Annotated in this window: 21 protein-coding genes and 1 pseudogene; 2 read left to right on the forward strand and 20 right to left on the reverse strand. The window is 65.9% G+C overall.

What is annotated here, in order from left to right; genetic code table 11:
- Nucleotides 1-2: 2 nt before the first annotated feature.
- The 20 genes and pseudogenes from ACK8CO_RS03365 to ACK8CO_RS03460 all read right to left on the reverse strand — a co-directional run bounded on the left by ACK8CO_RS03365 (nucleotide 3) and on the right by ACK8CO_RS03460 (nucleotide 18,626).
- Nucleotides 3-767: a biotin--[acetyl-CoA-carboxylase] ligase gene (locus ACK8CO_RS03365; RefSeq protein WP_414898171.1), complete on the reverse strand. Its 765-nt coding sequence runs from the start codon at nucleotides 765-767 to the stop codon at nucleotides 3-5.
- Nucleotides 757-2,199, reverse strand: a complete 1,443-nt coding sequence (gene nuoN, locus ACK8CO_RS03370) for an NADH-quinone oxidoreductase subunit NuoN (protein ID WP_414898172.1) — start codon at nucleotides 2,197-2,199, stop codon at nucleotides 757-759. Before nuoN ends, ACK8CO_RS03365 begins: the two co-directional genes overlap by 11 nt.
- A 10-nt stretch (nucleotides 2,200-2,209) precedes the next feature.
- On the reverse strand, nucleotides 2,210-3,751 hold the full coding sequence (locus tag ACK8CO_RS03375) for an NADH-quinone oxidoreductase subunit M (RefSeq protein WP_414898173.1): 1,542 nt from the start codon (nucleotides 3,749-3,751) through the stop codon (nucleotides 2,210-2,212).
- A complete protein-coding gene (gene nuoL / locus ACK8CO_RS03380) occupies nucleotides 3,751-5,796 on the reverse strand; it encodes an NADH-quinone oxidoreductase subunit L (protein WP_414898174.1) in 2,046 nt (681 codons plus the stop codon). The genes ACK8CO_RS03375 and nuoL overlap by 1 nt, the downstream gene beginning before the upstream one ends.
- A 6-nt stretch (nucleotides 5,797-5,802) precedes the next feature.
- Complete coding sequence (gene nuoK, locus ACK8CO_RS03385; protein ID WP_080615787.1) at nucleotides 5,803-6,108, reverse strand: NADH-quinone oxidoreductase subunit NuoK; 306 nt, start codon at nucleotides 6,106-6,108, stop codon at nucleotides 5,803-5,805.
- Between the two features lie 58 nt (nucleotides 6,109-6,166).
- The gene (locus tag ACK8CO_RS03390; RefSeq protein WP_080615786.1) at nucleotides 6,167-6,781 is read right to left on the reverse strand and encodes an NADH-quinone oxidoreductase subunit J; all 615 of its coding nucleotides are present in this window, start codon (nucleotides 6,779-6,781) and stop codon (nucleotides 6,167-6,169) included.
- Complete coding sequence (locus ACK8CO_RS03395) at nucleotides 6,778-7,188, reverse strand: carboxymuconolactone decarboxylase family protein (RefSeq protein ID WP_080615785.1); 411 nt, start codon at nucleotides 7,186-7,188, stop codon at nucleotides 6,778-6,780. Before ACK8CO_RS03395 ends, ACK8CO_RS03390 begins: the two co-directional genes overlap by 4 nt.
- Nucleotides 7,185-7,679, reverse strand: coding sequence for an NADH-quinone oxidoreductase subunit NuoI (nuoI, locus tag ACK8CO_RS03400; protein WP_075786502.1), 495 nt, complete (start codon nucleotides 7,677-7,679; stop codon nucleotides 7,185-7,187). The genes ACK8CO_RS03395 and nuoI overlap by 4 nt, the downstream gene beginning before the upstream one ends.
- Before the next feature lies 1 nt (nucleotide 7,680).
- Nucleotides 7,681-8,718 carry an NADH-quinone oxidoreductase subunit NuoH gene (gene nuoH / locus ACK8CO_RS03405; protein WP_080615784.1) on the reverse strand — a complete coding sequence of 346 codons (1,038 nt, stop codon included), beginning with the start codon at nucleotides 8,716-8,718 and terminating at the stop codon, nucleotides 7,681-7,683.
- A gap of 16 nt (nucleotides 8,719-8,734) precedes the next feature.
- The gene (locus ACK8CO_RS03410; RefSeq protein ID WP_231119254.1) at nucleotides 8,735-9,127 is read right to left on the reverse strand and encodes a hypothetical protein; all 393 of its coding nucleotides are present in this window, start codon (nucleotides 9,125-9,127) and stop codon (nucleotides 8,735-8,737) included.
- 23 nt (nucleotides 9,128-9,150) lie between these two features.
- Nucleotides 9,151-11,160 carry an NADH-quinone oxidoreductase subunit NuoG gene (gene nuoG, locus ACK8CO_RS03415; protein WP_414898175.1) on the reverse strand — a complete coding sequence of 670 codons (2,010 nt, stop codon included), beginning with the start codon at nucleotides 11,158-11,160 and terminating at the stop codon, nucleotides 9,151-9,153.
- Between the two features lie 153 nt (nucleotides 11,161-11,313).
- Nucleotides 11,314-11,763: a DUF5333 domain-containing protein gene (locus ACK8CO_RS03420; protein ID WP_414898176.1), complete on the reverse strand. Its 450-nt coding sequence runs from the start codon at nucleotides 11,761-11,763 to the stop codon at nucleotides 11,314-11,316.
- On the reverse strand, nucleotides 11,760-13,055 hold the full coding sequence (gene nuoF / locus ACK8CO_RS03425; RefSeq protein ID WP_414898177.1) for an NADH-quinone oxidoreductase subunit NuoF: 1,296 nt from the start codon (nucleotides 13,053-13,055) through the stop codon (nucleotides 11,760-11,762). Before nuoF ends, ACK8CO_RS03420 begins: the two co-directional genes overlap by 4 nt.
- 158 nt (nucleotides 13,056-13,213) lie before the next feature.
- Nucleotides 13,214-13,906 (reverse strand): hypothetical protein, encoded by a 693-nt coding sequence (locus ACK8CO_RS03430; protein ID WP_414898178.1) that lies wholly within the window; start codon nucleotides 13,904-13,906, stop codon nucleotides 13,214-13,216.
- Nucleotides 13,907-13,972: 66 nt separating this feature from the next.
- Nucleotides 13,973-14,698, reverse strand: a pseudogene (nuoE, locus tag ACK8CO_RS03435) (NADH-quinone oxidoreductase subunit NuoE); the annotation flags it as partial.
- Between the two features lie 43 nt (nucleotides 14,699-14,741).
- On the reverse strand, nucleotides 14,742-15,953 hold the full coding sequence (locus ACK8CO_RS03440; protein ID WP_414898179.1) for an NADH-quinone oxidoreductase subunit D: 1,212 nt from the start codon (nucleotides 15,951-15,953) through the stop codon (nucleotides 14,742-14,744).
- 126 nt (nucleotides 15,954-16,079) lie between these two features.
- On the reverse strand, nucleotides 16,080-16,682 hold the full coding sequence (locus ACK8CO_RS03445; RefSeq protein ID WP_414898180.1) for an NADH-quinone oxidoreductase subunit C: 603 nt from the start codon (nucleotides 16,680-16,682) through the stop codon (nucleotides 16,080-16,082).
- A 3-nt stretch (nucleotides 16,683-16,685) separates the two neighbouring features.
- On the reverse strand, nucleotides 16,686-17,219 hold the full coding sequence (locus tag ACK8CO_RS03450) for a NuoB/complex I 20 kDa subunit family protein (protein ID WP_178390569.1): 534 nt from the start codon (nucleotides 17,217-17,219) through the stop codon (nucleotides 16,686-16,688).
- Entirely contained in the window at nucleotides 17,210-17,527 is a 318-nt protein-coding gene (locus tag ACK8CO_RS03455; protein WP_202923896.1) for an NADH-quinone oxidoreductase subunit A, read from the reverse strand. Before ACK8CO_RS03455 ends, ACK8CO_RS03450 begins: the two co-directional genes overlap by 10 nt.
- A gap of 304 nt (nucleotides 17,528-17,831) precedes the next feature.
- Nucleotides 17,832-18,626 (reverse strand): crotonase/enoyl-CoA hydratase family protein, encoded by a 795-nt coding sequence (locus ACK8CO_RS03460; RefSeq protein WP_414898181.1) that lies wholly within the window; start codon nucleotides 18,624-18,626, stop codon nucleotides 17,832-17,834.
- A gap of 115 nt (nucleotides 18,627-18,741) precedes the next feature.
- On the opposite strand from ACK8CO_RS03460, the gene radA reads away from it, so the two are divergent.
- Both radA and ACK8CO_RS03470 read left to right on the forward strand, forming a co-directional pair.
- The gene (gene radA / locus ACK8CO_RS03465; protein WP_080615776.1) at nucleotides 18,742-20,109 is read left to right on the forward strand and encodes a DNA repair protein RadA; all 1,368 of its coding nucleotides are present in this window, start codon (nucleotides 18,742-18,744) and stop codon (nucleotides 20,107-20,109) included.
- A gap of 19 nt (nucleotides 20,110-20,128) precedes the next feature.
- On the forward strand, nucleotides 20,129-20,689 hold the full coding sequence (locus ACK8CO_RS03470; RefSeq protein WP_080615775.1) for a CvpA family protein: 561 nt from the start codon (nucleotides 20,129-20,131) through the stop codon (nucleotides 20,687-20,689).
- Nucleotides 20,690-20,742: the final 53 nt, after the last annotated feature.

Consider the following 20,742-nt stretch of genomic DNA (forward strand, 5'->3'; position numbering starts at 1 on the left):
GGTCAGAAGAACACGTCCGCAGCGGCAATCGCACGTCGGCCGCCGGGCGTCTCTATGACAAGCTGCCCGTCTTCGTCCACCGTCAGGAACCGGCCCGAGATTTCCTCGGCGCCCATGCGCGCGGTGATGGTATCGCCGAGCCGTGCCGCGCGTTCGAGCCAGGCCGAGCGCAGCGGTCCGAAGCCGTTCTGCCGGAAGAACCGGTCCTGATGGTCGAAATGCTCGGCAAAGAAGGCCAGGAATTCGAGCGGATCGACGGGCTCTCCGATCTCTTCGGCCAGGGTGGCGGGCATCAGCGCGCGGGGCTCGACGGTGGCGGCGTCGGGAAGGGCGTTCAGATTGACCCCCAGCCCGATCGACAGCCGCCCGACCCCGGACACCGTGCCTTCGGATTCAAGCAGGATGCCCGCCATCTTGCCGCCATTCAGCAGCACGTCATTGGGCCATTTCAGCGTGATGGCGTCGCGATTTTCGAGATAGGCCAGACAGGTGGCGTAAAGCGCAAAGGAGGTGACGAAGGAATAGAGCGCTGCCGTCGCCGGAGGACATCCGGGCGAAAAGACGAGGGTCGCTGCCAGATTGCCCGACGGCGCCCCCCAGGCCCTGCCCCGGCGGCCGACGCCCGCCGTCTGGCGGCGGGCGACGATCCAGGTGGGGCGGACGAGGTCGCGCCGCCGGCGCGCCTCTGCCATGGTGCTGTCGACCTCATCGAGCAGGATCAGGTCATGTCCGGCCGGCCAGTGCCAGCCCTCGACCTCAGTTGACAAGGGTCTGGGCCGCAGCGAGTGCAAGCCCCTCGACGCCGAACAGGTTCACGACGCCGAGGATCATGGCGAAGGAGGCGGCCATCATGATGCCCCACATCACCGGCGGCATCGAGCCGTCCAGCCTGCGGTCGCCCTCGTCCCCGAAATACATGTAGAAGACGATGCGCAGGTAGTAGAAGGCCGAGATCACCGAGGCGATCACGCCCGCCACCGCCAGCCAGACATAGCCTGCATCGACGGCCGCCCGGATGACGTAGAACTTGCCGAAGAAGCCGACGAAGGGCGGCACGCCCGCCAGGCTGAACATCAGCATCATCAGCGCCAGCGCCTTCAGCGGCTCGACCGAGGCATACATGTGCAGGCTGCGGATGTCGGTGACCGGCTGGCCGTCCTTCTCCATGCCCATGATGAAGGCGAAGGTGCCGATGCTCATGGTGACATAGATCGCCATGTAGACCAGCATCGCCTGCACGCCGAGCGCGGTGCCCGCAACCAGCCCCATCAGCGCAAAGCCCATATGCGCGATCGAGGAATAGGCCATCAGCCGCTTGAAGTTGCGCTGGCCGATCCCGGCGAAGGCGCCAAGGAACATCGACAGCAGCGCCAGCACCGCCAGCACCTGCCCCCAGTCGTCCGGCACCGAGCCGAAGGCATCGAACAGCACCCGCGCGAAAAGCGCGATGGCCGCCATCTTGGGCGCCGTCGCGAAGAAGGCGGTCACCGGCGTCGGCGCGCCCTCATAGACGTCGGGCGTCCACATGTGGAAGGGCACGGCCGAGATCTTGAAGGCCAGCCCGGTGATCATGAAGACCAGCCCGAAGAGAAGCCCGACGCCGATCGGACCGTCGCCGATCGAGGCGAGGATGCCCGAGAACAGCGTGGTGCCGGCATAGCCATAGGTGAGCGAGGCGCCGTAAAGCAGAAGCCCCGAGGACAGCGCGCCCAGCACGAAATATTTCAGCCCGGCCTCGGTCGAGCGGATATTGTCGCGCCGGATCGCGGCGACGACGTAAAGCGCCAGCGATTGCAGCTCGAGCCCCATGTAGAGCATCATCAGATCGCCCGCCGAGACCATCAGCATCATGCCGACGACGCCGAGCGTTATCAGCACCGGGAATTCGAACAGGAGCGTCTTCTGACGCCGCATGTAGTCATGGCTCATCAGCATGACAAGCGCGGCCGAGGCCAGCACCACCACCTTGGCAAAGCGCGCGAAGCCGTCATCGATCAGCGCGCCGCCGAAGGCGGTTCTGGTCGGCCCGGCGGTCACGCCGATCCAGACCGCCAGCGCCAGCATCAGCGCCGAGGTGGTCCAGACCAGCACCGGTGCCGCCCTGTCCTTGCCGGTATAGACGGCCCCGACCAGTGCCAGCATCGCGTAGACCGAAAGGATGATTTCCGGCAGGACGACGGAAAGATCGTCAGAGATCATCTCGTTCCCCTCAGTTTCCGGCCAGCTGGGTCGAGACCGCGGTCTCGGCCAGTGCCGTCTGGTAGTTCGAAATAAGCGCCTCGACCGAGGGCCCGATGATGTCGGTCACCAATGCCGGATAGACGCCCAGAAGCAGGGTCATCGCCACCAGCGGCGCGAAGATCGCCCGCTCGCGCAGGTTCATGTCGCTGATGGTCCGGAGCGATTCCTTGATCAGGTCGCCGAACACCACCCGGCGATAGAGCCAGAGCGCATAGGCGGCCGACAGGATCACCCCGGTCGCCGCGACAGCCGCCACCCAGGTATTGACCTGGAAGATGCCCGCCAGCGTCAGGAACTCGCCGATGAAGCCGCTGGTGCCCGGCAGGCCGACATTGGCCATGGTGAACAGCATGAAGATCAGCGCATAGGCCGGCATCCGGTTCACGAGCCCGCCATAGGCCTCGATCTCGCGGGTGTGCATGCGGTCATAGATGACGCCGACGCAAAGAAAGAGCGCGCCCGAGACGAAGCCGTGGCTCAGCATCTGGAAGATCGCGCCGTCGACGCCCTGCTGGTTCGCCGCGAAGATCCCCATGGTCACGTAGCCCATATGGGCGACCGAGGAATAGGCGATCAGCTTCTTCATGTCCTTCTGCGCAAGCGCCACCAGCGAGGTGTAGACGATGGCGATGGCCGAGAGCCAGAAGATCAGCGGCGCCCAGATATCCGAGGCCACCGGGAACATCGGCAGGCTGAAGCGCAGGAAGCCGTAGCCCCCCATCTTCAGCATGATCGCCGCCAGCACCACCGAGCCCGCCGTCGGCGCCTGCACGTGGGCATCGGGCAGCCAGGTATGGACCGGCCACATCGGCATCTTGACCGCGAAAGAGGCGAGGAAGGCCAGCCACAGGAAGGTCTGCATGCCGCCGACCACGGTCTTGCCGCCGATCACGATGTCGCCCGCGCTGAACTGATGCGTCAGCAGGGTCGGGATGTCGGTGGTGCCGGCATCGATATACATCGCCAGCATCGCCACCAGCATCAGCACCGAGCCGAGGAAGGTGTAGAGGAAGAACTTGAAGGTGGCGTAGATCCGCTCCTTGCCGCCCCAGATGCCGATGATCAGGAACATCGGGATCAGGCCGCCTTCGAAGAACAGGTAGAAGAGCACCAGATCGAGCGCGCAGAACACGCCCAGCATCAGCGTCTCTAGCACCAGGAAGGCGATCATGTATTCCTTGACCCGGTGCGTCACCGTCCAGCAGGCGCCAATGGTGATCGGCATCAGGAAGGTGGTGAGCATCACGAACAGGACCGAGATCCCGTCGACGCCCATCTTGTAGCGCAGGCCCAGAAGCCAGGAGCGGTCCTCGACGAACTGGAAGCCGGTATCGGAGGGATCGAACTCGAACAGCACGAAAAGCGAGATCAGGAAGGTCGCCGTCGTCGCGATCAGCGCCACCCATTTCGCATTGGTCTGGTCCGACGGGCTGTCGCCCTTGAGGAAGACGCCCAGGATCAGCGCCGCGATCAGCGGCGTGAAGGTGATGATGGAAAGCAGGTTGTCCATTACTGGGCTCCCCCGGTCAGCGCCATCCAGGTGACGAGTACGGCAATGCCGATGACCATGGCGAAGGCATAGTGATAGAGATAGCCCGACTGCAGCCGGCCCGCGAGGCGGGTGAAGAAGGGCACGATGCCCATCGCCACCCCGTTGATGCCGCCATCGATGATGCCGCCATCGCCTCCCTTCCAGAGCGCCCGGCCGATATTGCGCGCGGGCTGGACGATGATCGCGTCATAAAGCTCGTCGAAATACCACTTGTTCAGCAGGAACAAATAGAGCGGACGGGCCGCACGCGCGGTCCGGACCGGAAGCTCGGGCGACTTGATGTAGAACATCCAGGCCACGGCGAAGCCCGCCAGCATCGCCAGGAAGGGCGAGGCCTTGACCCATTTGGGCGCATGATGCGCGTTCTCCATCGCGTGGTTGTCTGGTGCGGTATAGATCGCCCCCTGCCCCGGCAGCGCGGCCGCGCTCTCGGTGGGGGTGTCGCCATGATCGCCGATCCCGGCCACGACCTCATGCGAGGGCACGCCGTAGAACCGGTTCACCTGGTCATGGCTGCCGAAGAAGTTGCCGTACCACAGCATGCCCGCAAGCACCGCGCCGACGCTCAGCACGCCAAGCGGCACCAGCATGGTCGAGGGGCTTTCATGGGCATGCTCATGAGTGTGCCGGTCGCCCCGCGCCTCGCCGAAGAAGGTCATGAAGATCAGCCGCCAGGAATAGAAGCTGGTGAAGGCCGCGGCGATCACGAGCATCCAGAAGGCGAAATAGGCATGCCCGCCCCAGGCGCTCTCGATGATGGCGTCCTTAGACAGGAAGCCCGCGAAGCCGATATGGGTCAGCGGAATGCCGACGCCGGTGATGGCCAGCGTGCCGATCACCATCGTCCAGAAGGTGAAGGGGATCTTCTTCCTGAGCCCGCCATAGTTCCGCATGTCCTGTTCGTGATGCATGGCATGGATGACCGAGCCCGCGCAGAGGAACAGCAGTGCCTTGAAGAAGGCATGCGTCAGCAGGTGGAACATCGCCGCCGAATAGACCCCGACGCCCGCCGCCACGAACATGTAGCCCAGCTGCGAACAGGTCGAATAGGCGATCACGCGCTTGATGTCGTTCTGCACCAGCCCCACCGTCGCCGCGAAGAAGGCGGTGACCGCGCCGATGAAGACGATCATATTCTTGGCATCGGGGGCGAATTCCAGCACCGGCGACATCCGGCAGACGAGGAACACCCCGGCCGTGACCATGGTCGCGGCGTGGATCAGCGCCGAGACCGGCGTCGGCCCCTCCATCGCGTCGGGCAGCCAGGTATGCAGGAAAAGCTGTGCCGATTTCCCCATCGCGCCGATGAAGAGCAGAACGCCCACCACATTGGCCGCGTTCCAGCTGCCGCTCAGGAAGCTGAGCTGGGTTGCCGCGAGCTCTGGCGCCTTGTCGAAGATGTCGTCGAAGCGGACGCTGTCGAGCAGGAAGAACAGCGCGAACATCGCCAGCAGGAAACCGAAATCGCCGACCCGGTTGACCACGAAGGCCTTGATCGCGGCGGCATTGGCCGAGGGTTTGCGGTAATAGAATCCGATCAGCAGATAGGAGGCGACGCCCACGCCCTCCCAGCCGAAGAACAGCTGGACAAGGTTGTCGGCCGTCACCAGCGCCAGCATGGTGAAGGTGAAGAAGGACAGATAGGCGAAGAAGCGCGGCTTGTAGCTTTCGCCCTCGCGCCATTCCGGGTCATGCGCCATGTAGCCGAAGCTGTAGAGATGGACGAAGGCCGAGACCGTCGTCACCACGATCAGCATGATCGCGGTCAGCCGGTCGACGCGGATCGCCCAGTCGGCCACGAAGCTGCCGCTGTCGATCCAGCGGAAGATCTCGACCTGGCGCATCTCGCCGTCGAAGCCCATGAAGACGACCCAGGAGAACAGCATCGACAGGAACACCATCGCCGTGGTGATCCACATCGCGGCCTTCTCGCCGAACATCCGGTAGCCGAAGCCGCACAGAAGCGCGCCGATCAGCGGGGCGAAGAGGATGATCTTTTCCATGAGCCCCTAGCCTTTCATCACGTTGACATCGTCGACCGCAATCGAGCCGCGGTTGCGGAAGAAGCAGACCAGGATGGCAAGCCCGATGGCGGCTTCGGCAGCGGCGACGGTCAGCACGAACATGGTGAAGATCTGGCCGACCAGATCGCCCAGATAGGCCGAGAAGGCGACCAGGTTGATATTGACCGACAAGAGCATCAGCTCGATCGACATCAGGATGACGATCACGTTCTTGCGGTTCACGAAGATCCCGAAGATGGCGATGACGAACAACGCCGCGGCCACCGTCAGGTAATGTTCCAGTCCGATCATTCCGTTCCTCCGGGCCGTCCGCCCGCTAGTCCCTTCCGTTCCGGGATCGTGGGGCCGTTCACAGCCCCTGCCCCGGTTTGACATCCTTCAGCTCCATCGCCTTCGCCGGATCGCGGTACATCTGCGCCAGCACGTTCTGACGCTTGACGTTCGGCCGGTGGCGCAGGGTCAGCACGATGGCGCCGACCATCGCGACCAGAAGCACCAGCCCCGCAGCCTGGAAGAGATGGATGTAGTCGACATAGATGAGCTGCCCCAGGGCCAGAGTGTTGTGGATCTCGGCCGGGTCCGGCGTCGGCGCGCCCCGCAGCGCAGCGGCGCCGTCCGAGCTTTTCCAGACCCCGAAGACCAGCACCAGCTGGGCCAGGAACACCGCGCCGATCAGCCCCGCAATCGGGAAATAGGCCGCCATCTTCGCCTTGAGCTCGGAGAAATCGACATCGAGCATCATCACCACGAAGAGGAACAAGACGGCGACGGCGCCGACATAGACGATGACCATCAGCATCGCGACGAACTCGGCGCCCAGAAGCACGAAGAGCCCGGCCGAGCTGAGAAAGGCCAGGATCAGCCACAGGACCGAATGCACGGGGTTGCGTGCCAGGACCACGAACAGGCCCGAGACCACGGTCACCACCGAAAACGCATAGAACGCGAATTCACCCAGGGTCATTTGCCCGTCTCCTCGTCCTTGTCGTCGAATACCGCCTGCGCCAGGTCCAGCGCCCGGCTCATGGCGGGAATGCCGCCCAGCATCGCCATCTGGTAGATCACCTCGGCAATCTCGCGTTCCGTAGCCCCCGCCTCGAGCGCATGGCGCACGGCGATCTTGAACTGGGCATCGGCCTGCGCGCCCAGGACCGTCAGCCCCGCGACCACGACCAGAAGCCGGGTCTTGCTGTCCAGCCCCTCGGGGTTGAACGTGTTGCCCCACATCATGTCCATGAAATCCTTGGGCATGGTCGGGATCAGCTTGTCGAACCCGTGCACCTGGAAGCTCTCCAGCGCCGGGTTGAAGGTGCGGGCCATCTTGTGGCTCTGCTCCAGCATCTGTTCGAAGAGTTTCGCGTATCCGCTCATCTGTAGGGCGCATCCAGTTCGAGGTTGCGGGCGATCTCGGCCTCCCAGCGGTCGCCGTTCTCCAGCAGCTTGGCCTTATCGTAGAACAGCTCTTCGCGGGTTTCGGTCGCGAATTCGAAATTCGGGCCCTCGACGATGGCATCAACCGGGCAGGCCTCCTGGCAGAAGCCGCAATAGATGCACTTGGTCATGTCGATGTCGTAGCGCGTGGTCCGGCGCGAGCCGTCCTCGCGGGGTTCGGCATCGATGGTGATGGCCTGGGCCGGGCAGATCGCCTCGCAGAGCTTGCAGGCGATGCAGCGCTCCTCACCCGAGGGATAGCGCCTGAGCGCATGCTCGCCCCGGAAGCGCGGGCTGAGCGGCCCCTTCTCATGCGGATAGTTCAGCGTGGCCTTGGGGGCGAAGAAATACTTCATCCCGAGCTTGAAGCCTTCGAAGAAGTCCAGAAGCAGGAAGTACTTGCCCGCCCTTTGCCAGTCGATTGCAGCCATGTCAGCCTCCCACCGCCCAGCGGGCATAGGCGCCGCCGAACAGTTCGAATTGAGCGAAGAAGGCCACCGCGACAACCCAGATCAGCGACATCGGCAGGAACACCTTCCAGCCCAGCCGCATCAGCTGGTCGTAGCGGTAGCGCGGGACGATGGCCTTGACCATCGAGAAGAGGAAGAAGAACACCGCCATCTTGCCGACCATCCAGATCGCGCCGTCGGGCAGGCCCGGGATGGGCGACAGCCAGCCGCCGAAGAACAGGATGCTCATCAGCGCGCACATCAGGAATATCGCGATATATTCGCAGGCCATGAACAGCAGGAAGGGCGTCGAGCCGTATTCCACCTGATAGCCCGCGACCAGTTCCGACTCGGCCTCGGGAAGGTCGAAGGGCGGGCGGTTGGTCTCGGCCAGGGCCGAGATGAAGAACAGGAACACCATCGGGAAATGCGGCAGCCAGTACCAGGACAGGAAGCCGAAGCGGCCATCCTGGGCGGCGACGATATCCCCGAAATTCAGCGAGCCGGTCGAGAGGATCACGCCGATGATGATCAGCCCGATCGACACCTCGTACGAGATCATCTGCGCCGCCGAGCGCAGCGAGCCGAGGAAGGCGTATTTCGAGTTCGAGGCCCAGCCGCCCATGATCACGCCGTAGACCTCGAGCGAGGAGATCGCGAGGATGTACAACACGGCAACGTTGATGTCGGCCATCACCAGCCGGTCCGAGAACGGGATCACCGCCCAGCAGAGCAGCGGCATCACGAAGGCGATCAGCGGCGCGATCAGGAAGACCGGCCGGTCCGCCCCCGCCGGGATGATCACCTCCTTGACCACGTATTTCAGCGCGTCGGCGACGGTCTGCAGCAGCCCGAACACCCCCACCACGTTGGGCCCGCGCCGCATCTGCACCGCCGCCCAGATCTTGCGGTCGCCATAGACCAGGAACAGCAGCGAGATCATCACGAAGGCAATGACCAGAAGGCCATGTCCCATGATCGTCAGCGCCAGCCCAATGCCGGTATCCATGAAGTCAGCCATCTCGCCTCGTCATTCCTCAGACCGTCGGTATGCCCCGCGCGGCGCAGTCCCGTATTTCCTGCCGGGCATCGACCCGGCTGACGCCTCGCGGAAACGTCCTTGTCATCATGTAGACCGCGTCCGCCGTCCAGACGCCGCCCCCTTCCCGGCCAAGCGTCGTGCGCAGATGGCGCGCGAAGCCGTAGCCGTTGTCGAGCGCATGGCGCGCAACCGCGCAACGCCCGTAATCGTCAAGCCCCCCGACCCCGTCAGGCGCGCGCATCCGCAGCGCGACCGAGACCAGACCGTCCTTAAGCGCCACCGTCTCGGCGCCGAGATAGGCGGGCGCGCGGCCCGGGGCGCTGGCACCGGGCAGGGGCGAACAGCCCGCCGTGCTGCCGGTCGCAACCGCGAGGGCCAGCCCCGCCATATGCCGCGCCCCGCAGGTCACCCCTATTCGGCCGCCATCGGCGCCGCGCGCCGGGCGCTGGCACTGGCCGACAGCTCGGCCATCAGCGCCGAGGCCCGCGCGATCGGGTTGGTCAGGTAGAAATCCCTGACCGCATAGCGGAACTCGGCCTTGCCCGGTTCGGACAGTTCAAGCGGGCGCCAGTGGTTCTCGATCACCTCGTCGACCAGTCCCAGATCGGGATGCACCGCGGTCAGCTTGCGCCGCAGCTGGGTCAGGGTGTCGAAGGGCAGCTTCGCCTGGAGCTCGGCCGACAGCGCCCGCAGGATCGCCCAGTTTTCCTTGGCCTCGCCCGGCGGGAAGCCCGCGCGAACCGCCAGCTGCGGCCGGCCCTCGGTATTGACGAACAGACCGGCCTCTTCGGTATAGGCCGCGCCGGGCAGGATCACGTCGGCACGATGCGCCCCGCGATCGCCATGGCTGCCCTGATAGATCACGAAGGGACCGGCACCGATCTCGACTTCGTCGGCACCGAGATTGTAGATCACCTCGGCCCCGCCGGTCGCGGCCTCGATGCCGCCTTCGGTCACGGCGCCCAGATCCATCGCGCCGACCCGCGACGCCGCGGTATGCAGCACCAGGAGGCCCGCGCCCAGCCGACCGGCCAGCGCCATCGCCTGGCTGAGGACGGCTTCGCCATCGGCCTCGGTCAGCGCCCCCTGCCCGACGATCACCAGCGCGTTCTCGGTCTTCTCGGCCGCGCCCGCCAGCCGGAGCAGCGCGGCGCGGTCGGTGCCTTCCTCGATCACGTCATAGGTCAGATCGACGACAGGACCGACCCGGTGCACCGCCGCGCCATGCAGCCAGGCCTTGCGGATCCGTGCGTTCAGCACCGGCGCTTCGGCACGCGGATTGCTGCCGATCAGATAGATCTGCCGCGCGCTGTCGATATCCTCGATGGCGGCGGTGCCGACATAGGCCGAGCGGTTGCCCGCCGGCAGCCTGGCGCCGTCTGTCCGGCATTCGACGGTACCGCCCAGCCCCTCGACCAGCGATTTCAGCGCGAAAATCGCCTCGGCCGGGGCCAGATCGCCGATCAGACCGGTCACCTTGCGCCCGGTCATGGCGGCGGCGGCGGCGCGCAGCGCCTCGGCCCAGCTTGCCGGACGCAGCCTGCCGTTCTCGCGGATATAGGGCCGGTCGAGCCGCTGGCGTCTCAGGCCGTCCCAGACGAAGCGGGTCTTGTCCGAGATCCATTCCTCGTTCACGCCGTCATGGTTGCGCGGCAGGATCCGCATCACTTCGCGGCCCTTGGTATCGACACGGATATTCGAGCCGAGCGCGTCCATCACGTCGATGGTCTCGGTCTTGGTCAGCTCCCAGGGCCGGGCGGTGAAGGCGTAGGGCTTCGAGGTCAGCGCACCGACCGGGCAAAGGTCGATGATGTTGCCCTGCAGCTCGCTGTCGAGCGTCTGGCCCAGATAGGAGGTGATCTCGGCATCCTCGCCGCGCCCGGTCTGGCCCATCTGGGTGATGCCCGCCACCTCGGTGGTGAAGCGCACGCAGCGGGTACAGGAGATGCAGCGGGTCATGCAGGTGCCGACGAGCGGGCCCAGATCGGGGTCGATAGAGGCGCGCTTGGGCTCGCGGTAGCGGCTGAAATCGACGCCATAGGCCATGGCCTGGTCCTGCAGGTCGCATTCGCCGCCCTGGTCGCAGATCGGGCAGTCGAGCGGGTGGTTGATGAGCAGGAACTCCATCACCCCCTCGCGGGCCTTCTTGACCATGGGCGAATTGGTCTTCACGACCGGCGGCGCGCCGTCGGGGCCGGGCCGCAGATCCTTGACCTGCATCGCGCAGGAGGCGGCGGGCTTCGGCGGGCCGCCGACGATCTCGACCAGACACATCCGGCAGTTGCCGGCGATCGAGAGGCGTTCATGATAGCAGAAGCGCGGGATCTCGATCCCGGCAACCTCGCAGGCCTGAAGCACCGTCATGGCCGGGTCGACCTCGATCTCGGTGCCGTCGATGATGATCTTGCGTAGCTCTGCCATGCTCTTGCCTTGTCGCTTGCTGCGTCGTCCCGCCCCGGTCCGGCGGGGCGCGCGTATCCTAGATCACGAAGCGGGCGCGCCCTGCGCCCGTTCCTGTCGCGGGCGCGGTCCGCCCGGCCGCCATCCCGTCAGTTCCTGCCCGCACCGCCATGACTAGCGCGTCCTCAGAAGACGGCCGATCTCGGTCCGGGACCGGATCTCGGCCAGGCCGACGGGGCAATAGCTCTGGGGCTCGTCGAAGCGCACGCCCCGGGCCGCCAGCCAGTCGCGGGCGGCGCCCTCGACCCGCGCCTTCTCGGCCTTGTCATCGACAAAGGCCCGGATCTCGGCATCGGGATAGCCCAGCCGCGAGGCCTTCGTCTTCAGCCTCTGCATGTAGCCATAGGCGGTCAGCATCCGGGCCTCGATCGAGGGGCATTTCTTGCGGATCATGTTCGCCGTGGCGATCACCTGCAGCCCCCCGACGATCTCGGCCTGCTCGCCAAGCGCCGGACGCGCATCGGCGCCCGCGGCCGACACCGTGGCGGCAGCAAGCCCCGCGCCAAGCCCAGCGGCAAGCGCCGCGGCCCGGGCCAGGGGCGATATGACCGCAATCGCGTTCACTCGGCCGCCACCGCGCTGGTACGGCCGGTCTTGCGGGCGCGGATCCGGTCCTCGATCTCGTCGCGGAAATGCCGGATCAGGCCCTGGATCGGCCAGGCTGCGGCATCGCCGAGCGCACAGATGGTGTGGCCCTCGACCTGCTTCGTCACGTCGAAGAGCATGTCGATCTCTTCGATCTCTGCCTCGCCGCGCACCAGACGGTCCATCACCCGCATCATCCAGCCGGTGCCTTCGCGACAGGGCGTGCACTGGCCGCAGCTTTCATGCTTGTAGAACGAGGCCAGACGCCAGATCGCCTTGATGACATCGGTCGACTGATCCATCACGATCACCGCCGCCGTGCCCAGGCCCGATTTCTGCTCGCGCAGCCAGTCGAAATCCATGATCGCGTCTTCGCAGATCTGGGCCGGCAGAAGCGGCACCGACGAGCCGCCCGGGATCACCGCCTTGAGGTTTTCCCAGCCGCCGCGCACGCCGCCGCAATGGCGGTCGAGAAGCTCGCGCAGGCCGATCGACATGCTTTCCTCGACCACGCAGGGCCGGTTCACATGCCCCGAGACCGCAAAGAGCTTGGTGCCGGCATTGTTCGGACGCCCGAACGAGGCGAACCAGTCGCCGCCGCGACGCAGGATGGTCGGCACCACCGCGATCGATTCAACATTGTTGACCGTGGTCGGGCAGCCGTAAAGCCCGGCCCCCGCCGGGAACGGCGGCTTCATCCGCGGCATGCCCTTCTTGCCCTCGAGGCTTTCCAGAAGCGCGGTTTCCTCGCCGCAGATATAGGCGCCCGCGCCATGGGCAAGGTAAAGATCGAAATCCCAGCCGGTCTTCGCGGCGTTCCGCCCCAGAAGCCCGGCATCATAGGCCTCGTCGATGGCCGCCTGCAGCGCCTCGCGCTCGCGGATATATTCGCCGCGGATGTAGATGTAGCAGGCATGGGCCTGCATCGCGAACGAGGCGATCAGCGCGCCCTCGATCAGCGTATGCGGGTCATGCCGCATGATCTCGCGGTCCTTGCAGGTGCCGGGCTCGGACTCGTCGGCATTGATGACAAGGTAGTGCGGCCTTCCGTCACTTTCCTTCGGCATGAAGGACCATTTAAGCCCGGTAGGGAAACCCGCCCCGCCACGGCCGCGCAAACCGGATTTCTTCATCTCGTCGATGATCCAGTCGCGGCCCTTGGCGATGATCTGAGCCGTGCCGTCCCAATGTCCGCGGGCGCGCGCGCCGGAAAGTGTGCGGTCGGACATCCCGTAAAGATTGGTAAAGATCCGATCCTGATCCGTCAGCATGGTTCGTCCCCGCTGTGTTGTCCTGACGCGGCCTCACGGCCTGCTGGGTCTTGGCGCGTCCGGCAGGCAGGCATCGCCGCCCGCCGGGCACAATCGTATCGTCTGTGCAGAAGGACGCCCCCTGCCGACAAGCGGCGCCGGGTCATCCCCTGCCGGGCTCAGCCTTCGCTGGCCAGAGCCCTGGCCTGTGCCACCCAGTCATCCCGGCTGACACGGCCCTTGAAGCCTTCCAGGTTCTCATCCATCCAGGCCACATCTTCGGCCGTCCAGGATGCGATCTGGTCGTAGTGGTAGATCCCCAGATCGTTCACCTGCTTCTCGAGTTTCGGACCGACGCCCTTGATCCTCTTCAGGTCGTCGGCACCACCGGCCCTGGGAGCCGACAGCGCGGCAGGACCGTTCCCCACCTTTTCTTGGGCGGCAGTGGGCGCCGCCTCAGGCTTTGGGGACGCGGTCTCCGCAACGGCGGCCTTCGGCGCGACCCGGGCCGCGGGAGCGGCGGCGGGCGCCTTCGGCGCGGATCTCGGAACGGTCGGCGCCACTTTCGGACCGCCGGGTTTCGGACGGTTCGGGATCACGATCGCCGCATTGGCGTCGCGATAGGGCTTCATGGCGGCCATGGCCTCGCGCTTCTTGGCCACCATCGCCGAGAATTCGGCATCGGTATGGCAGAAGGCCCAGGTCAGGACGACGCCGGCAACGATGAAGGTGCCGAAGCCGCCGACGAAGGCGCCCAGGGCCCAGAGGCCGACACCATAGCCGATGGTGGCCACGGTCAGCCCGCAAAGCGCGGCGACCAGCCACCAGAAGATGGCAAACTTGAATCTTGCTTCTGTGCGAGAAATGTTCATGCGTTCTCTCCGCTACGACGGTTGTTCTCCGACGCCATTTGTAACGCTTTAGCTTCCGTCTGTCTTGACGTCTTCCGCCGCAGCCCCCGCGCCCCGCCAGGGCGTCAGAAGCGGCACTTCCGTTCCGTCGATCCGCTTGATGCCGTCACCGACCGCCAGAGCGCGGGCGGCAGAAGCATTATGTTCATTGACCTTCTCGCCATCGGTCAGGCTCGTGAGCCCGCCCTTGGGCTCCGAGGCGAAGCGGCCGTTCTGCGGCCCCGGCACCGGGACCTCGCCCCGCGCCAGCTTGTCGAGGATCGCAGCGAGGCTCTCGGCGGTGAGGTCCTCGTAATAATCCTTGCCGACCTGGATCATCGGCGCGTTCGAGCAGGCGCCGAGGCATTCGACCTCTTCCCAGCTGAACCGGCCATCGGCCGAGAGCATATGCGGCTCGGGCGCGATCTTTTCCTTGCACACCGAGATCAGGTCCTCGGCGCCGCAGATCAGGCAGGAGGTGGTGCCGCAAACCTGCACATGGGCGACCGAGCCCACCGGCGCGAGCTGGAACATGAAGTAGAAGGTCGCGACCTCGAGCACGCGGATATAGGCCATGCCCAGCATGTCGGCGACATGCTCGATCGCCGGACGCGTCAGCCAGCCTTCCTGCTCCTGCGCCCGCCACAGAAGCGGGATCACGGCCGAGGCCTGACGGCCTTCCGGATATTTCGTCAGCTGCGCCTCGGCCCATTTGCGGTTCTCGGGCGTGAAGGCGAAACTGTCGGGCTGCTCGGGGTGAAGGCGTCTCAGCATCGGTCGCAAAACTCTTCGAAAACTTGGGGTTGGGCGGCGCAGGTCATCTGTCGACCTCGCCGAAGACGATGTCGAGCGTGCCGATGATCGCCGCCACGTCGGCCAGCATGTGGCCCTTCGAGATGAAATCCATCGCCTGCATATGCAGGAAGCCCGGGGCACGCAGCTTGGCGCGGTAGGGCTTGTTGGTGCCATCGGCCACCATATAGACGCCGAATTCGCCCTTCGGCGCCTCGACCGCGGCATAGACCTCGCCGGCGGGGACGTGGAAGCCTTCGGTGTAAAGCTTGAAGTGATGGATCAGCGCTTCCATCGAGGTCTTCATGTCGGACCGTTTCGGCGGCGTGATCTTGCCCCGGGCCAGAATCTCGCCCGGTTCCTTGCGCAGCTTGGCACAGGCCTGGCGAATGATCCGGGTCGACTGCCGCATTTCTTCCATGCGCACCAGATAGCGGTCGTAGCAATCGCCGTTCTTGCCCACCGGAATGTCGAACTCGAACTCGTCGTAGCATTCATAGGGCTGCGCCCGGCGCAGGTCCCAGGCCAGCCCCGAGCCGCGCACCATCACGCCCGAGAATCCCCAGTCGAGAATGTCCTGCTCGGAAACGACGCCGATATCGACGTTGCGCTGCTTGAAGATCCGGTTCTCGGTCAGCAGGCCGTTGATATCATCGAGCACGCGGGGGAAGTCCTCCGCCCAGGCGTCGATATCCTCGATCAGTTGCGGCGTCAGGTCCTGGTGCACCCCACCGGGCCGGAAATAGGCGGCGTGGAGCCGCGCCCCGCAGGCCCGCTCATAGAACACCATCAGCTTCTCGCGTTCCTCGAAGCCCCAGAGCGGCGGCGTCAGCGCGCCGACATCCATCGCCTGCGTGGTGACGTTCAGCAGGTGGTTCAGCACCCGGCCGATTTCCGAGAACAGCACACGGATCAGCTGCGCGCGGCGCGGCACCTCGGTGCCGGTCAGCTTCTCGATGGCCAGACACCAGGCATGTTCCTGGTTCATCGGGGCCACATAGTCGAGCCGGTCGAGATAGGGCAGGTTCTGCAGATAGGTGCGGCTTTCCATCAGCTTCTCGGTGCCGCGGTGAAGCAGCCCGATATGCGGGTCGGCACGCTCGACGATCTCGCCGTCAAGTTCCAGCACAAGCCGGAGAACCCCGTGCGCCGCAGGGTGTTGCGGGCCGAAGTTGATGTTGAAGTTGCGGATCTTCTGTTCGCCGGTCCGCACGTCCTGAAAGGCGTTGTCCTTCATCTCACACCTCGATCCGGGTGGCCGCGCCGGCCCCGAAACCATGTTGCCGCCCCGGCCGGAGAGCGGCCGCGCGATCGTCTTTGCCGCCGGAGCGGGCGATGACGGGACTGTCGCAGAACCGTTCCATCAGGCCTTCGCCTTCTCGTCGCCGGGCAGGATATAATCGGCGCCTTCCCAGGGCGACATGAAGTCGAACTGGCGGAATTCCTGCACCAGCTTCACCGGTTCGTAGACCACGCGCTTCTGCGCCTCGTCATAGCGGACCTCGGTATAGCCGGTGGTCGGGAAATCCTTGCGCAGCGGATGGCCGCGGAAGCCGTAATCGGTCAGCAGCCGGCGCAGGTCGGGATGGCCCGAGAAGATGATGCCGAACATGTCGAACACCTCGCGCTCGAACCAGTTGGCCGAGGGGTGGACCGACACGATCGAGGGGATCATCTCGTCCTCGCGCAGCGCGCAGCGGACACGGATCCGCTGGTTCTGGTACATCGACAGGAAGTGATAGACCACGACGAAGCGGGCCTCGCGCTCGGGATGATCGACGGCGGTGATGTCGACCAGCGACGAGAACCGGCAGCCCGCATCCGAGCGCAGGAATTCGGTCAGCGCGACGATCGCGGCCGGCGCGGCGTCGATATTGAGCTCGCGATGCGCGACCTCCCAGCCGATCACGCAGTCGGGGCGCTTGGCCGCGATCAGGGCGCCGAGTTCTTTCAGCGACTCATCCATGGCTTACCTCACGATGGTCCCGGTGCGACGGATCTTGCGCTGAAGCTGCAACAATCCGTAAAGCAGGGCTTCGGCCGTGGGCGGGCAGCCCGGCACGTAGATGTCGACCGGCACCACGCGGTCGCAGCCGCGCACCACCGAATAGGAATAGTGGTAATAGCCGCCGCCATTGGCACAGGATCCCATCGAGATCACATAGCGCGGCTCGGGCATCTGGTCATAGACCTTGCGCAGCGCGGGCGCCATCTTGTTGGTCAGCGTGCCCGCGACGATCATCAGGTCGGACTGGCGCGGGCTTGCGCGCGGCGCGGTGCCGAAGCGCTCCAGATCGTAGCGCGGCATCGAGACCTGCATCATCTCGACAGCACAGCAGGCCAGGCCGAAGGTCATCCAGTGCAGGCTGCCGGTGCGCGCCCAGTTGATGATGTCGGCCGTCGAGGTCACGAGGAAACCCCGGTCCTGCAGCTCGGCATTCAGCGCCTGGGTGGCCACCTCGCGGTCGCCCCCGGCAGTATTGGGGCCGGTCATCACGCCCATTCGAGCGCCCCTTTCTTCCATTCATAGGCAAAGCCGATCGTCAGAACGGCAAGGAAAACCATCATCGACCAGAACCCGACAAGACCGATGGTGCCGAAAGCGACGGCCCAAGGGAAGAGAAATGCAATCTCGAGGTCAAAGATGATGAAAAGGATCGCCACGAGGTAGAACCGGACATCGAAGGTCATGCGCGCATCGTCGAAGGCGTTGAAGCCGCATTCATAGGCAGAAAGCTTCTCGGGGTCGGGGTGGCGGACCGCCACGATCACCGCCGACAGCATGAGGATAAGCCCCAGCGCGATGGACATGCCGAAGAAGATCGCAATGGGAAGGTAGTTGCTCAGGAGCTGGTCCACCTTGGTCTCCCTATCTTGCCGCGCGCGGCCCGGTGCCACGCGCACTGGTTTTCCGACCGTGACGTTAGTCGGGGGCGCGGCAGAGGGTCAACAGGCCCGCCCCGCGATCCGCGCCCCTCTGTTACAGCGCCTCAGCGGAAATGTATACAGTCGTGCGCATTGAAAATGCGACACTCCGGCTTTTGCCATCAAAGCGCCGTAAAATCTGGGTTTCTGCCTTGTTTTCGGCCCGTTTACGCCTTGCCGTCGAGAGGCGTCAGGGCTCGGCCGTGCCGCTCCAGGCCGGTTTGCGACGCGCGAAGAAGGCCGCGATTCCCTCGGCAGCCTCCTCCGTTTCCCAGGCTGCGACAAGCTGCGCGATGCTGGCCTCGATCGCCGCCTCGTCGATCCGCGGCCCGAGGCTCAGGACCTGCGCCTTGGCCAGCGCGACCGCGCCCGGAGCACAGGCCAGATAGGGCGCGATCTCGGCCTCGACGGCCGCCTCCAGCGCCGCGTCGGGCACGGCACGCGCCAGAAGCCCCAGCCCGACCGCCTCGGCCGCGTCGAAACGCCGCCCCGACATGAACACCCGCCTGGCCCGAGCCGCCCCGAGCCGCGCCACGACATAGGGACCGATCGTGGCAGGCGTCAGCCCGAGCCGGGTTTCGGTCAGGGCAAACCGAGCGGTCTCGACCCCGATCGCCACGTCGCAGACGGCAATCAGCCCGACGCCGCCGCCATAGGCCTGGCCCTGGACCCGGCCGATCAGCGGCTTCGGCATCTCGTTGAGCGCGCGCAGCATGGCCGCAAGCTTGCGCGCCTCGGTGGCGCGGCTGGCGCCATCGGCCTGCATCTGCGCCTTCATCCATCCCAGGTCGCCCCCCGCGCAGAAGCTTTCGCCCGCGCCCGTCAGCACCACCGCCCGCACCGACGGATCGGCGCCAAGCCGCCCTGCCGCCGCCGTCAGCGCCGCGATCAGATCCGAGGACAGCGCATTGTGCTTTTCCGCCCGCCGCAGCGTCAGCCGCGCCACGCCCCGCCCGTCGATGACGATCTCGAGCCCGTCCTGCATCCTGCCCCTCCCATCGGCTGTCGCGTCGAAGCCTAGCCGCGGCCCCGCCCCCGGGGCAAGCCGGGCCCGCGCGATGCGGCCTTGAAACGGCGCCCCGGCTCGGGCAGCTAGGGGCATGGCCAAACCGACAACCGTCTTCACCTGCACCGCCTGCGGCGCGACCCAGAGCAAATGGGCCGGGCGCTGCGACGCCTGCGGCGCCTGGAACACCATCGTCGAGGATGCGCCCCTGAGCGCGGGCCCGGCCTCGAAATCCCTGGGCCCCGCGCGCGGCCGGCGGCTGGCGCTCAGCGATCTGGCGACCTCGGAACCCGAGCCGCCCCGCGCCGCCTCGGGTCTGGGCGAATTCGACCGGGTGCTGGGCGGCGGGCTGGTGCCGGCCTCGGCGATTCTGGTCGGCGGCGATCCGGGCATCGGCAAGTCGACTTTGCTTTTGCAGGCCGCCGCCGCCTTCGCCAATCAGGGGCTCAAATGCCTTTACATCTCGGGCGAGGAAGCCAGCGCCCAGGTCCGGATGCGGGCGCGACGGCTGGGGCTGGCCGAGGCACCGGTGAAGCTCGCCACCGAGACCGACCTGCGCGCGATCCTGACCACGCTCGAGGCCGAAAAGCCCGATCTGGCGATTCTCGATTCGATCCAGACGCTCTGGGCCGACATGGTCGACAGCGCGCCGGGCTCGGTCGCCCAGGTGCGCGCCTCGGCGCATGAGCTGACCGTCTTCGCCAAGCGTCATGGCACCGCGGTGATGCTGGTCGGCCATGTCACCAAGGAAGGCCAGATCGCGGGCCCGCGCGTGGTCGAGCACATGGTCGACACGGTACTCTATTTCGAGGGCGAACGCGGCCACCAGTTCCGGATCCTGCGCAGCGTCAAGAACCGCTTCGGCCCGGCCGACGAGATCGGGGTGTTCGAGATGACCGGCGGCGGGCTTGCCGAGGTCGCGAATCCTTCGGCGCTGTTCCTGTCCGAACGCGGCACCCCTGCCCCGGGCGCGGCCGTCTTCGCGGGCATCGAGGGCACCCGGCCGGTGCTGACCGAGATCCAGGCACTGGTCGCCCCCTCGCCGCTGGGCACACCGCGACGCAGCGCGGTCGGGCTCGATGCCGGGCGGCTCTCGACCACGCTGGCCGTGCTAGAGGCGCGCTGCGGCATCCCCTTCGCGGGCTTCGATGTCTATCTGAACGTGGCGGGCGGGCTGAAGGTGACCGAGCCCGCCGCCGATCTGGCGGTCGCGGCCGCATTGTTATCGGCACGCGAAGATGTGGCATTGCCGCCCGATTGCGTGCTTTTCGGGGAAATTTCCCTCTCCGGGGCGTTGCGTCCGGTGGCCCAGACCGAAAACCGGTTGAAAGAGGCGCTGAAACTTGGTTTTTCCAGCGCCATCGCGCCCGAACGCAGCAAGCTCGGCGCACCCGGAGGCATGACGGTGCGGCAGATGCCCGACCTGACCGCCTTCGTCGGGGAAATTTTCGGCGCCGGTTAGCCCGAGGAGGGACGAGTCCATGGAATCATTCACCGTCGTTGACGGCATCGTTGCCGCCGTGATCCTGGTTTCGGCCATTCTCGCCTATTCCCGGGGGATGGTGCGCGAGATCATGGCGATCGCGGGCTGGATCATCGCCGCACTCATGGCCTTCACCTTCGCGCCCCAGGCCGAGCCGCTGGTGCGCGAGATCCCTTACCTGGGCGATTTCATCGGCAGTTCCTGCGAGATCTCGATCATGGCCTCCTTCGCGGCGGTCTTCGCGGTGGCCCTGGTGATCGTGTCTCTGTTCACGCCGCTCCTGTCCTCGATGATCCAGGGCTCGGTGCTGGGGGGCGTCGACCAGAGCCTCGGCTTTCTGTTCGGCGCGGCGCGCGGCGCGCTGCTGGTGGCGGTCGCCTTCTTCGTCTACGGCATGGTGATCACCGATCACAGCTTCCCGGCGGTCGAAAATTCGCGCTCGTCGGCGGTCTTCGCCTCGCTGACCGCCAAGATCGCCGAGGCCGACCCCGAACAGGCGCTGGGCTGGCTGACCACCCAATACGAACAGCTCGTCGGCACCTGTGGCGCGCCGCAATAAAGGCCCGCCACAGCACTCGGCGGCCCGTCTTCACTGCCCCGCCTCCGCCTGCG

It is taken from the genome of Rhodovulum sp. HP10, from assembly GCF_047553435.1.
Lineage (GTDB): Bacteria > Pseudomonadota > Alphaproteobacteria > Rhodobacterales > Rhodobacteraceae > Rhodovulum.